General features: G+C 44.5%; 10 protein-coding genes. 1 reads left to right on the plus strand and 9 read right to left on the minus strand.

All coding sequences use genetic code 11. The features are described from left to right. Positions 1–16 precede the first annotated feature (16 nt). The 8 genes from ACS8FA_RS17585 to dapC all read right to left on the minus strand — a co-directional run bounded on the left by ACS8FA_RS17585 (position 17) and on the right by dapC (position 9,248). Entirely contained in the window at positions 17–907 is an 891-nt protein-coding gene (locus ACS8FA_RS17585; protein WP_439266674.1) for a DODA-type extradiol aromatic ring-opening family dioxygenase, read from the minus strand. Positions 908–991: 84 nt separating this feature from the next. Beyond that, entirely contained in the window at positions 992–1,480 is a 489-nt protein-coding gene (gene rlmH, locus ACS8FA_RS17590; RefSeq protein WP_057758501.1) for a 23S rRNA (pseudouridine(1915)-N(3))-methyltransferase RlmH, read from the minus strand. A gap of 85 nt (positions 1,481–1,565) precedes the next feature. Continuing rightward, positions 1,566–2,114 (minus strand): DUF421 domain-containing protein, encoded by a 549-nt coding sequence (locus ACS8FA_RS17595; protein ID WP_439266677.1) that lies wholly within the window; start codon positions 2,112–2,114, stop codon positions 1,566–1,568. 185 nt (positions 2,115–2,299) lie between these two features. After that, positions 2,300–2,785 (minus strand): ABZJ_00895 family protein, encoded by a 486-nt coding sequence (locus ACS8FA_RS17600; protein WP_439266679.1) that lies wholly within the window; start codon positions 2,783–2,785, stop codon positions 2,300–2,302. 63 nt (positions 2,786–2,848) lie between these two features. Then, entirely contained in the window at positions 2,849–4,891 is a 2,043-nt protein-coding gene (locus ACS8FA_RS17605) for a D-alanyl-D-alanine carboxypeptidase/D-alanyl-D-alanine-endopeptidase (protein WP_439266681.1), read from the minus strand. 312 nt (positions 4,892–5,203) lie between these two features. Continuing rightward, positions 5,204–5,809, minus strand: a complete 606-nt coding sequence (locus tag ACS8FA_RS17610; RefSeq protein WP_439266683.1) for a 3'-5' exonuclease — start codon at positions 5,807–5,809, stop codon at positions 5,204–5,206. A gap of 82 nt (positions 5,810–5,891) precedes the next feature. Then, positions 5,892–7,865, minus strand: a complete 1,974-nt coding sequence (locus tag ACS8FA_RS17615; protein WP_439266685.1) for a DUF294 nucleotidyltransferase-like domain-containing protein — start codon at positions 7,863–7,865, stop codon at positions 5,892–5,894. Between the two features lie 153 nt (positions 7,866–8,018). Then, positions 8,019–9,248 (minus strand): succinyldiaminopimelate transaminase, encoded by a 1,230-nt coding sequence (dapC, locus tag ACS8FA_RS17620; RefSeq protein ID WP_439266687.1) that lies wholly within the window; start codon positions 9,246–9,248, stop codon positions 8,019–8,021. 254 nt (positions 9,249–9,502) lie between these two features. Between dapC and ACS8FA_RS17625 the strand changes: the two genes are divergently transcribed. Then, on the plus strand, positions 9,503–10,174 hold the full coding sequence (locus ACS8FA_RS17625) for a hypothetical protein (RefSeq protein WP_439266689.1): 672 nt from the start codon (positions 9,503–9,505) through the stop codon (positions 10,172–10,174). Positions 10,175–10,274: 100 nt separating this feature from the next. Here ACS8FA_RS17625 and glnD read toward each other — a convergent pair whose 3' ends face one another. Next, entirely contained in the window at positions 10,275–13,031 is a 2,757-nt protein-coding gene (glnD, locus tag ACS8FA_RS17630) for a [protein-PII] uridylyltransferase (protein WP_439266691.1), read from the minus strand. Positions 13,032–13,247: the final 216 nt, after the last annotated feature.

Below are 13,247 nucleotides of genomic sequence, written 5' to 3' on the forward strand. Positions count from 1 at the left end.
GCGATATTGATCGCACTCAATCAAAGCGATAGATATCCATACCCAAACTATGATGGGCCATACTTTGATGAACGACAGAGACGCGCTGACCAGTACCTAATGCAAAAAACAGTGGTAGCAAGTGCTCATCACTTGGATGAATGTCCTTGTAGTCTGGGTACTTCTGCCAATCGAGCGCTGTGGGAATATCTATTTTGAGCTGCTGTAACAACCATTGCTTAAACGTTTTGGCTGCTTGATCGATGCTGTCAGCTTCCCAGCGCAATGCTTGCAAATTATGCGTAATGTTACCTGAGCCAATGACGAGAATTTGCTCATCACGTAGATGTGCTAACTGCGCGCCTAACTGATAGCAGGCAACACTGTCGTAATGCTGCGGCAGTGATATCTGTACGATAGGTACATCGGCTTCTGGATACAAATGTCTGAGCGGCGTCCACACACCATGATCACAGGCACGCACTGGATTGACACTACAAGTAATGCCACGTGCAGTCAGCTGCTGAGCAAGTGTCTCAGCCAGTGCAGGCTGACCTATAGCAGGATACTGAATGTCGTAAAGTTCAGGCGAAAATCCTGAGAAATCATGCCACGTCTTTGGCTGTGGATTACTACTAATCTCTAGCTTTGCTGACTGCCAATGCGCTGACATAATAACGATAGCACGTGGCTTAGGTAAGTTTTGACCGATACGTGCCAGTGCACTGGTCGTCGCAGACTGCTCAATTGCAAGCGTAGGCGCGCCATGCGAGATAAAGAGCGCTGGTAGCTTAGATGTATTCGTCGCTATATCAGACGTGTTTTCCCATGCGGCAGCCGCTGTGATAGGCGTCTGCACACTATGATGATCATCACGTTGATGAGAGGGCTTGGAGGCGTTGGGTGTCGCACGTTTTAGATATTTCATGTTGCATTTATTAGGGCGTGCGCCAGTTTTTCAATCTACTTTAGGGTCAATGTTTTAAATCAAAAAAATAGCTTAGTATTTTATTTAATTACCACGGTGATAAGGGTGGTTATTGTTGATACTCATCGCGCGATACAATTGTTCCATGAGTACGACGCGTACTAGCGGATGTGGCAATGTCAGTGCTGACAGTGATAATTTTGCATCGGCCTTCGCCAATACTTCTGGCGAGACGCCGTCTGCACCGCCGATGACCAAGGCAATATCATCGCCTTGCAGCATGCCATCAGCGAGCTTATCAGCCAGTCCTTCTGTCGAAATCATCTTGCCTTTGACATCTAATACCCATAACTGCTCACGGCTTGATGCATTATGAGCGGCTAATATAGCCTGACCTTCTTGCTCACGGTACTGTGCCAAATTAGCATCTGAAGGGTTTTTTGCCCGCTTGGCTGCCGCAATCTCGACAATTTCTGTGCTTAGCATCGGTTGAATACGTTTGTAATATTCGTCAAAACCCGTCTGTACCCAGCTAGGCATTTTATTGCCAACGGTCAAAATCCTTACTTTCATAATGCTTACCATCTCGATAATTGAATTCAAGCTTACTAGGGAGTGTTCTTGATAGTTGTATCGTTCGTTGTTTATTGTCTGCAATTTACATCAGAGGGTTAATCGTCTCTGATACGTTGCTACTTGCGCTTTGATCATCGTCGCTCTTATCACTTTGGGTTGGCTTTGGAATGACAGTCAATTTTGCATCAGACTCAAAAACAATAGCTTCGACATCATCAAAACTATTAATCCCTTCAGAACGCATGGCACATTCGATTTCTTGACGCGTCAAGCGCTCATCACGCATGGCATCTGGCAAAAACTGCCCCTGATAAAAAACGATACGCGGCTCTGATAAAATAAAGTTACTAAATTGCGGTGAAACAGACGCATATTTGGTTACCACAAATTGCAGTAGGTACAGCACTAAAATAGACGATACCCCTTCAACAAAAGGAATGTCTTTGAGCAAAATTGTACTGGCACCCAACGAGCCGATCATGACCGTCACGATCCAATCGAAGTTATTGAGCTGCGACGTTGAGCGTTTGCCAGAGACTTTGGTGACTGTCACGATCAACACGTAAACCATAACAGTCGTCAAAACAATACGACCAAGCTTGTCTATGTTGTCAAAAAAGATCATGTCCATAATGTTCGCTCCTATTATAAAGGTAAAACAAGTCATCGCTAAAATACTACTTACTAGGGCGCGTCTTACTTTGTCTCATTTTTAGTACTATTCTTAAAATAATGACATGCCCTAAACTTAGCCTAACGGATTTTACGCATTAGCAGGGGAAAACTTTGTAGCACCTTGTAGATGATGGTTTGTACTTACGTTGATTTGCGTATAGGGTCTAATAATCGATTGATAGACCATAGACTGATTCGCGCACTGACTAGAGTGAGGACCAGTATTAGCATTAGTGATGAAAGCAGGGGTAGTGGACGCTGCATCGCCATCTCGAACAGTACCTCACGGCTTATCGTATCAAACAGCCAAAACCAGATGGCTGAAAAATAAATAACAGTTAGCATCCAGACAATCACAACCCCACCGAACATCAATTTATTAATCTCATCTCGCGCTAATGCTCGCTTCTGATGTTTGATAAACTTACTGACAGCGATGTAAGCACCTACGATAATAGAAACCACCATGACCAGTTGTGGATTGAGCGCAAGCTTGGTCTGTATCATCATAAATATGGTACTGGCGAGCGTGTATCCAATCGCAAAAAAACCGACATATCGAGCCAGTTTGGGCTGCACTTGTACAAGCGTCTGAGGTTTGTTGAGACTGGTTGTCTGGCGTGACATAAGCTAACCTTTATAAAGGTAAAAAATAGAGTATAGATAATACAACGTCTTAAAGCGTTAAAATCAGCGCTGTGCTGCCCAGTCGAGCATGACATCTAACACAGGTCGCGCTGCATAAGGATTTAATGCTTGCTCAGTATTGATTATGCCGACGACAACATAATCCTGTCCTGACAGTCCTTTAACATAACCTGCCATTGAAGTGACGTTATTTAACGTGCCAGTTTTTATCCATGCGCGGCCAGTGGCTGCAGATTCAGGCAAGCGATTGCTATGAGCGGCAATAGTGCCACTGACCCCAGCGACCCCTAACGAATCGACATAGGCTTCAAAATTTGGTCGACTATAAGCATAAGTCAGTAGCTCACTTAGGTTGGCGGCAGTGATAGTACACTCACGGCAAAGTCCTGAGCCATTGGTCAAATGAGGCGGCGGTGTACTGAGGTTGGTTTGCCACCATTGATTGATGGTTTGTAAGGCTGCAGGATAGTCTGTCGTAGTAGGTTTGCCAAACTGATATAAGCTATTAGCCTTTTTACCACTAGATTTAACAGCCGCTACTTTATTATCCATCTCATTACTAGCTTTGACTTCATGACTGCTTGGACTAGTCGCAGTTGTGCTAGAAGGTATTGGATGAGTCAGCCTTCCTTTATCATAAGCGCCTATAGATAGCGCCACTTGCTCAGCCATGACATTGTTTGAGAAGTGGTTAATGTCATGAATCTGCTCGGTTAAATTCAACGACGGATAGCTGACCATAGGTAGAGGCGACATCGCGATAGCCGTAAGCCCGTGCGCTCGTTTTGTTGTCTTGGTCACATCGTAAGAGGTTTCTTGCGAGATGACCTGCCCACTCAAAGTATTCCCCAACGCTTGCCATTTGGCAGCGATGACGTGTGCCGCAAACTCTTTGGCATTGGGATACGCCACATAAAAGATATGCTCGCCGCAGCTCTCTGGCAGACTGGCATTTAACACAAGCTGCGTGTTTTGCCACTGCGGCGCTAGGCTATAGCTTGCTTGCCCACAACTGGCTGCACGGGTATTGATTGTAGCAGGCAGCTGATAATTGGCTAACCGCGGCTTATAGGTCACGCTTGCCTGGCCATTATCCTGAGGGTAAGTTTTGATACCAATGGTGCTAAAGTTAACCAAAAACCCATCAGGACTAGCGTTATAAGGGCGTAGCGGTGAGTTATCAAAGGCGGCTGGATCTTTACTAACATTATTAAAAACTGCGCTGTCGATGATGATGTCACCATCGATATGATGAATACCTGATGCTTGCACTTTATACAGCAACTGCTTCAGACGTTCGTGGGTCATTTTGGGGTCGCCACTTCCTTGAATAATCAAGTCACCATGTAGACGGTTGCCGATGACAATACCTGTGTGATAAACCCGTGTATGCCACACAAAATCTGCCCCTAAAGTGTCCAAAGCGATAAAGCTAGGCACGAGTTTCATGGTGCTGGCAGGCGTACGAGGGATGTCAGACTGGTGATCCAGCAAAGGCGAAAATGAAATCTTTATAGAGGCTTTATTATTGCTCGCAGTATCTTGTTCTTTGGCGTTCTGATCAAGCGTATGCTGAGGTTCGTCAGGGATCACCGTTGGAATGCTCTCTACGCTCTGATAAGTATAAGGGTCATCGGTATAAGCATGTATTTTTTGCTTGTGTTTCTCAATAGTGCGCTGCTCTATGGTAACTAACGCGCTCTGATGGCTCGGGTCGCTGCTAATTGTATCCGTAGAGGCGTTTGTAACTGGATGCTCAGATACTATAGTAGTTGCAGATTGGCTGTCAGGTTCATCACTATCAATGACTTGAATAGGAGTGGGCAGACGGCTGGCAGTTTTGTCACCCACAGGTGTAATCACGATACTGATATCCGCTTCTGTCAGGTCGGCACGCGCCAAGGCTTTTTGAATGGCTGCTGGCAATGCTGCTTGTGCCTGTATTGGTGCGACTATAACTGCTGCCAATAACGCTAACCTAGATAGACGTTTATTAGGTTGGTTTAGCGGTCGCAAATGACGACAAAGCATGGTGATTTTGGTTGCAGCAGTAGGGTAATGGCGGCGTTTAGAAGGGTATCGCATGAGCATCTTTCATCAGGTGGCAAAAACAGCCTATGGTAACATGAGTTGCTGTTTCCGCACATGATGTCAGCAGTACAATTTTAGGGCGTGACATTAATCTGAACAGTAAACTGTAAATTGCCAAATCTTTGCCAAACTGCGTCAAGTAGCTGGCTAATATTTCGATATCATCTGTACTCCTTTCCTTGTTTGGTTGCTATTTATCTCATTTTTATCACTATTTTCAAAATGAGGGCACGCCTTAGCGCTAACAACGCTCTTATTTAGATAATTAACTCTAACTATAGATTGAACTGAGAGCGTGTTCTACTGTTAGCGCACATGTAGAAAAGCCATCGCCGTCATGACCGCATCGTTATAAGCATCATGCGCGCCCAGTTCAGGTATGTTGTAATGGGCTAGGATACGATTCAGATGTTGAGCTTGGCTAGAGAGGCCTTGGGTGTGACCACTGATACGCCGACTGTAAAGGTGACGCAAATCTATGACTTCGTTTGGTAGCGAGGTTCCCATATAGCGTTTGACCAAAGGATTCAAAAAAGCCATGTCTAGCTGTGTGCAGAATCCAACGATTGGTCGATTACCTATGAATGGTAGTAGTAGGGCCAACATGTCATCGTAACTCATGCCATGTTCAACGTCGGCGGTACGCAGGCCATGAATAACAATGGTGTCGCGGTCTGGCATGACAGGAGGTCTGCAAACCAAATGCATGCCATTACCTGTGTCGATAGTATTACCATTAATATGTATCGCTGCTACAGACAGCAGGTGATGCTTCTTGGGGTTCAGTCCTGTCATCTCGCAGTCAATCGCCACCCATTGCTCAGCCGAAGATGTCGTAAACATTAAGGCAAGCTCTGGACGCTGTAATTGCGTCTTTTGCCAAGCGCAAGATAACTGCTGTAACCAGTTCATATTGGTTGCTCATCCATCTATGTTATTTTTGTATTTATAAAATTTCTCTATTTATGAAGCCTCTGTACTAAGACTGCCACATTTATACGATTTCTAGCTGATAGTGTTGACGCAATTGGTTTTTAAAGCTTTTGACCACGGCTAGACACTCTTTTAGTAGGTCACGTTCAAGTGCGGTCAAAGTCGTTGGATCCACTTGCCGTGCATGCTTATCGTCGGTTGAGAGCGCCACAGATAAGCGTTGAGCCATAAAAAACTCTAAGGCTTCTAGTAGAGTATCAGCGCGTTCTTGAGTCATAGCATCAACCTGCACCAAGCCCTTTAAACGCGCCTTGGTACTAGGCACGTCGAGCACATTGTTTTCTAAAGCTAAGGTACGGATGCCATGCACCAAGGGAAATATACCGGCTTTTTTTAGGTCGATATCAGATGATGCTGATTTACCACCCAATAAAGGGACAAACTTTTGCCACCATTGATTAACATCGCCAAACTGTAGCGCTGCCCGTGCAAACTGCCTGACAAACATAGGATCTGCTTGTTGATGAGCAAGTTCTAAGTGCTGACGTACTTGAGTAAGCAGTGACTCATCGCCGCAGACGTATTCACCATCTAGTATTGCAGACAAGTAAATACCATGCATCGGATCTGAATTTCTAAACCATAGAGCAATTTGCGCAGTAAATTGCTTAAGTGATTGTCGCCACATAGGATTGGTCATCATGATATTACCATCACACAGTGGGTAGCCAAGCGTTGCTAAATGGCTATTAAAAGTATCAGCAAACTGTGCTAGGTCAGGATGCGTATAGCCATCACGAATGATGAGCGCGTTGTCTTGATCGGTACGCATGATTTGCTCACCGCGACCTTCTGAACCCATAACGATAAGGCAGGTATTGGCCATCACTTCATCAGGTACGATTAGCTGCCATAGTTTGGTAAATACCTGCGCATTCAAAGTCTGTACCATACGACTGATATTGCCGATTTTGACACCATTGTGATGCTGTGCACGAATATAGCGACCGATCAGCTCAACAGCGGTATCTAGGCTCGCTAAGTCTTGTGCCTGTTCGATTTGAATACTAATCAGTTGTGAATGATGGCCAATATGAGCGAGCATATCGCTTTGCCCAAGTACTCCGACGACATCGCCACTCTTATCAATGACTGGCAGTCTATGAATACGATAGCGAGTCATGGTCAGTAGCGCATCGCCAATCTCATCACTGGCTTTGATCGTGCGTAGATTAAAATTGGCATAGCGCTGGCAAGGAGTAGTAGCTGGATCTTGTCTGTCACTCACCGCGCGACAAATATCAGTGTCGGTCAAAATCCCTAAGAGTAATCTTGTCTCATGTTGCGCTGTTTGTGAGTCATCTAAATCATCTAGTTGTAAGTCACCTAATTTACGTAGCGGTCTGACCAGTACATGTTTCAATCTAGCTTTGGTCATGATGCGGGCCGCTTCGTGCAAGCTATCATTGGCATCGACGATATGCACTGGTAACAGATGAACATCTATCACTGGCTGCAGCATGATTTGCTGTACTTCTTGTTGGTTGGTATAGCTGGCAGGAACTAGCGTTTTATTATGACGTCGTTGGCGCAATGCTTTTAATCGTTCGGGCAGTTTGTCTGATAGCATTTGCCGTACCAGATGATTTTGTGCACTGATTTTATCGATAGCATCACCAGCGACTTGGAGCAGTAACGTCTCTTCACTGGCTCGGAATTGATAGGGTTGTATGGACGTACTTTCATACTCTGGCTGATTGTCCTTGGGAAGTGATTCAGGCAGGCGGCGACTATCAAACCAATCATTATTGTTCAGACCGTCAGCGTGATTGCTACCTACATAGGACGCGACAAAATCACCATCTAGTGATTGCTCGATTTGCCCTTTGATGACCACATATAGACATTGCAGTTCTTCTACAGGCAAGCTCTCGTTTTTGGCAAGGTAGCGTATCTGGGTGTTTTTTCTAATGCTTTGACGCTCGGCTAAGCTCAATACATCAAAGGGCGGTTGGCTAAAATCAAGATGGGGCATGGCATCATCCTTGATGGCATATTTTCGGTAGAGACTTTACTATAGCATTAATAAAACAAAAAGCCTCCAATAACCACAATATAAATAGGGTTATTGAAGGCTTTTTGCTACTGCGTCATTTATCCCAGCTACATTAGATTTTTCTAATTAGCTCTAAGCGTTTAGTAGGCTGCGGATACGACTGATTGCTTCTCGGCTCTCATCGACACTCGCGACCAGAGCGATACGCACATAACCTTGTCCAGGATTATGACCATCAACTTCACGTGACAAATAGCGTCCTGCCAATGCATGGATATTGGCTTGCTCATACAGCGCTTTGACAAATATTTCATCATTACCATCGAACTGTTCAGGCACTTTGACCCAGAAGTAAAACCCAGCATCAGGCATGCGTAACTCTAGCAACTCCCCAAGCTCGGACATCCATAGGGCAAACTTCTCTTGGTATAGCGAGCGATTATGAGCGACGTGTTTTTCGTCTTGCCATGCAGCGATAGAGGCCAGCTGATGAGGTATCGGCATTGCACAGCCTTGGTAAGTGCGATATTGCAAATAAGCCTGCAAAATTTTGGCATCACCGGCCACAAATCCAGAGCGCAAACCCGGTAAGTTTGAACGTTTGGATAGAGAGTGGAACACGATACAGTTTTTGAAATCGCGGCGACCAAGGGCCGCACAAGCTTGGAGCAGTCCAATCGGTGCTGTATCAAAATACAGCTCGCTATAGCACTCATCACTGGCAATAATAAAACCGTACTGATCTGACAGGCGAATAAGGTATTCCCAGTCATCCATCGTCATGACGGAGCCTGTTGGATTGTTTGGGCTACAGACAAACAATAGCTGCGTACGCATCCAGACGTCTTTTGGCACCGCGCGAAAGTCACCTTTGTATTCGTTATCTGATGTACAAGAGACAAAGTAAGGGGTTGCCTGTGCCAGTATCGCCGCGCCTTCATATATCTGATAAAACGGGTTGGGCATGACAACCGTAGGCGATGTATTGGGTGCTAGAGAATCACTATCTTTGTCAGATACATCATGATCAACGACCGCTTGTACAAAGCTAAAAATCGCTTCACGCGTACCCATCACGGGTAATACTTGAGTATTGACATCGACGTGATTTAGAAAAAACCGCTTCTCTAACCAGTGGGCGATGGTTTGGCGCAGCTCAAACATACCGTTTGTAGTTGGATAACGACTTATTTTGTCCAAGTTTTCGCGTAGGACGTCCAGCACAAATGCAGGTGGCTCATGTTTTGGCTCACCAATACCGAGCTTTATTTCACTGTAACCGTTGGCAGGCGTGCTATCGGCAAGCAGTGTTGCCATCTTTGCGAATGGATAAGGATGGAGATGCTTTAAGTTGTGATTCATAAGTGTGATAACTATAATAGACAATTAATAATAAAGTTATAAAGAAAATTTACATTAGAGCAGTGTAGCACTTCTCTAATTTTTTGTCCTTTTCTTCTTATATCGCGAATAGGCATTTACCAAGCGTAAGTTATTCATCATAGGAATACCAAATAGGTAGTCGCTCAAAAGTCTTTTGAACCTTTCATAACCTATAACAATATAAAAAATGACTACATCACAAACGTGGTAGATCGTTTTAAGGATAGTTTGATATGTCTAGTGTGCTAAATAATGATGATCTCATCGCTAAAGATATCAATAATGAAAAACTTGATAACAATTTGCAGCGCTCGAACCTGTATAAGCTGCTCAAAGAGCGTGAACAGAGCTGGTGGCAAGCGCGCCAACAACTGATTGAGCGTCAAGAAAAGAAAATGTTTTGGTATGGTGAAAACAGCCTCATTATGTGGCTGTTGTGGCAATTGGTCGGCTACGTGGTAGTGGCAATGGCCTTGATGCTGCTCAATAATATATTTGGTATCTCATTACCGCTATGGCAGTACGTTTCTTTGTTTGTAATACAGACCATATTTTTTGTCAGCGCACTTGCTGCTAAAGGCCAATTGGAAAACAAACTCCAGCGCAAAATAGACAACGACGAGCTAATGCGCGAAGAAGCGCTCAATGAGATGATTATTCTGGCAGAGGATAGCCTGTATCCTGATGTACATGCCAAGTCGCCTATCTCTTTGGAAGCGTTAGATGATTATCTAGACGGACAGTTTCACCTAGCAAGCTTGCAATGTCTGCTACAAAAAGAAGTCGATGCTGGACGATTAATCATGGAGCAGCAGCCACCTGAAGTAGGTGTTTTGCCGCCAGATCTTGCTGACGATGAATTGAACGAACATGCTAGCGAGATAACTTATAGAAGTACGTTATAAAACTAGAAGTACGTTATAAAACGTACTTCTATGATGACTATCAGACTACTTTTGCTAGTTAATATTCAAAATAATGGCTAACCAAAACTATCTAGCCGTATCAAAAATATATTACGCTATTATGCTCTTTCTGAACGGTAAGACTGGCTAATAGCGCTTCCTTTAATGCTTCCAGTCTATCAGGTGAGAGTGGCTTATCGTTTTGATCACTGATAGAAAACATATCCTCAGCACGCTCACCTAGAGTAGTAATACGCGCAGCATGTACTTCGATTTGCTCTTGCAAGAAAACTTGCCCAACTCGCGCCAATAGCCCTGGCTGATCAAGCGTTTCTAAGCTCATGATGTGCTGGCCTGATGCTTCATTGAACTCAAAGTTAATCACCGTTTTCACTTCAAAGTGTCTTAATTGACGCGGCATACGCTTGTTCGTCAGTTTAAGTACGGTAGGGTCTTTGAACGAGTCAATTAAGCGTTGTTTTAGCTCTTGTTGGCTCTCCTCATCGACCAGCAATGTGCCACTAGGATCTAGCAATACATAAGAATCCAAAGCAAAGTCACGGGTCGCTGTGATAATGCGTGCATCTAAAACATCAAGATTCATCTGATCAAATACTGCCATAGTAACGGCAAATAGGTTCATTTGATCTTGGGTATAAACAAATACCTGTACCGCATCAAGTGCCAATTCGCGATGTTCACGCAAAACGACCAACGGTGGACTATCAGCATTAGAAGCCAATCCAATCGGTGGGTGATTCAAAATAGCTTCGGTATGCCATAAGATATCTTCTGCAATTTCTCGCAAGAAATACTCATCGCCCAAGTCATCCCACAGACGCAATACTTCATCGCGATTCATATGTTGGTTGTTGACATTATCTAGCATCGTCAAAGCTTGCTTGCGTGTGGCGCTAATCATATCTTGACGATTGGTGGGCGCATCGATATCAGCGCGCAAGATGCGCCGAGTTTGTGAGTATAGCTGTTTCATGAGGGTCGCCCGCCAGCTGTTCCATAGCTGTGGGTTAGTCGCATTCATATCAGCCACCGTCAGTACATACAGGTGGTTTAGATGAGTCACGTTACCGATGAGATCAGAGAAAATAGTCACCACTTCAGGGTCTGAGATATCTTTTTTCTGTGCAGTAATCGACATAAGAAGGTGATAGCGCGTGAGCCAGCCTACTAAGTTCGCATCCGCCAAGCTCATACCATGTGATAAACAAAACTCAATCGATTCTGTTTGACCAAGCTCACTATGGTCGCCGCCACGGCCCTTAGCAATATCATGGAACATTGCTGCTAGTACCAAAATCTCTTTACGTTCGATACGCTGAAAGATAGAGCTGACTAGAGGGAACTCTTCATGGAAGGTTGGATCTGTAAATCGATGCAAGATTCTAATTAAAAATAAAGTATGCGCGTCTACCGTATATCGATGGAACAAGTCATATTGCATAAGGCCAGTAACTTGCGCAAACGCAGGAATATAGTTACCCAATACTCCATAGCGATTCATGGTACGTAGACGATGAAATAAGTAGTTCTGTTCTTTTAGGTTCGATAAAAACAATGCTTTGTGAGTAGGATTGTCTCTATATATCTGATCGATGCCTCGCGCGGCAATTTTGAGTGCGCGCAAAGTATGGGTACGAACTTTATCGATACCATGCTGACCCATCAATAAAAACATCTCTAAGATAGACTCAGGGTGCTGTGCAAAAACTCGATGATGTGCGATAGCAATTTGGTTACCAATACGGTTGAATCGCGCATTTATAGGCTGTTTTTTTGGCCGTTCATCGTCCGGCAGCTGCGGTTCTATGATCGTTTCATAATAATGATTGGTCAGCATCTCAGACAGTGTTGATATCTGCATCGCACAGCGATAGTAGTCGCGCATAAACCGTTCGACCGCAGCGTTAGGCTGGTCGTCAGGCTGGGTCTCGTAGCCCATTAACTGAGCAATCTCGCGCTGATAATCAAATAACAACTTGTTTTCATTACGGCCCGTCAGTACATGTAAGTAATGACGAATTTGCCATAAATACCCTTCGGCAAAGCTCAACTCATCAAATTCTTTTTCGGTCAAAAAGTTCTGTTGCACTAAATCATATAGCTTGCTCACGCGAAAATAACGCTTAGTGACCCAGCCGATGATATGGATATCACGTAGCCCGCCCGGTGCTGTTTTGATATTGGGTTCAAGGTTGTACTCGGTGGCATTATGCTGCAAATAACGCGCTTTGGATTCTTCCATTTTTACATCAAAAAAGGCGCGAGGAGACCACTGTTTATTGACGATTTGAGCGGGCATATCTTGCAATGCTTCATTGCCGATTAGGAGTCGAGCCTCTAGCTGAGCACTGGCTATCGTATGGTCAAGTGCAGCTTCTAACGCATCGTTGACGCTCCGCACAGACAGCGCAGGCTCCAGCCCGATATCCCATAGTAGAGCGACCAGTTTGTCGATCTTACTACTGGCATCAGCACCTATTTCACCAGGAGACAGAAGCAAAATATCAATGTCTGAGTAGAGCGATAGCTCACCGCGCCCGTAGCCACCAGTCGCAAAAAATGCCAAATCAGTCTTATCTAACTCAAACCATTTGAATAATGCAATCAATAGGCTGTCGATAGCGCAAGCGCGTGCTGCAACCAGTTGGCGAATATTGGTGCCGCGTTCTAGTGAGCGGCTGATATCGTCGTTGATCTGGGCCAACCATTCAGGAATGCCAAGTAGGTTCTTGTCTGTCACATTTTTGGCTGACAGTGGGGATGAGTCTGTCGCCACCTCACTTGGTAGTATCGGTAAAGGCGTCAAATCAACAGAGGCGATATCACAATTAAACATGAGTGTTATCCAGTTAAGAGTTTAGAAATAGAACGTTTGAGCTGAGCGCTATTAGGCATCTAATGTTCTGATGGCTAATAAAAGTCACGAATAGCAATTATCAATAAAAGTGCTGATAAATATATCAATAGAAGTTATCAGGTCATCTGAGTATAAAGACAAAGCGCCTATAAGCACAATACTCAATATGGACTAGGGCGTGTTTGATATTCACAA

It is taken from the genome of Psychrobacter sp. 1Y1 (assembly GCF_051847395.2).
GTDB lineage: Bacteria > Pseudomonadota > Gammaproteobacteria > Pseudomonadales > Moraxellaceae > Psychrobacter.

Excerpts from the sequence above, each read along its gene's own strand:
- ACS8FA_RS17585 (WP_439266674.1), bottom strand. The coding sequence starts at position 907 with ATGAAATATCTAAAACGTGCGACACCCAACGCCTCCAAGCCCTCTCAT.
- rlmH (WP_057758501.1), bottom strand. The coding sequence starts at position 1,480 with ATGAAAGTAAGGATTTTGACCGTTGGCAATAAAATGCCTAGCTGGGTA.
- ACS8FA_RS17595 (WP_439266677.1), bottom strand. The coding sequence starts at position 2,114 with ATGGACATGATCTTTTTTGACAACATAGACAAGCTTGGTCGTATTGTT.
- ACS8FA_RS17600 (WP_439266679.1), bottom strand. The coding sequence starts at position 2,785 with ATGTCACGCCAGACAACCAGTCTCAACAAACCTCAGACGCTTGTACAA.
- ACS8FA_RS17605 (WP_439266681.1), bottom strand. The coding sequence starts at position 4,891 with ATGCGATACCCTTCTAAACGCCGCCATTACCCTACTGCTGCAACCAAA.
- ACS8FA_RS17610 (WP_439266683.1), bottom strand. The coding sequence starts at position 5,809 with ATGAACTGGTTACAGCAGTTATCTTGCGCTTGGCAAAAGACGCAATTA.
- ACS8FA_RS17615 (WP_439266685.1), bottom strand. The coding sequence starts at position 7,865 with ATGCCCCATCTTGATTTTAGCCAACCGCCCTTTGATGTATTGAGCTTA.
- dapC (WP_439266687.1), bottom strand. The coding sequence starts at position 9,248 with ATGAATCACAACTTAAAGCATCTCCATCCTTATCCATTCGCAAAGATG.
- ACS8FA_RS17625 (WP_439266689.1), top strand. The coding sequence starts at position 9,503 with ATGTCTAGTGTGCTAAATAATGATGATCTCATCGCTAAAGATATCAAT.
- glnD (WP_439266691.1), bottom strand. The coding sequence starts at position 13,031 with ATGTTTAATTGTGATATCGCCTCTGTTGATTTGACGCCTTTACCGATA.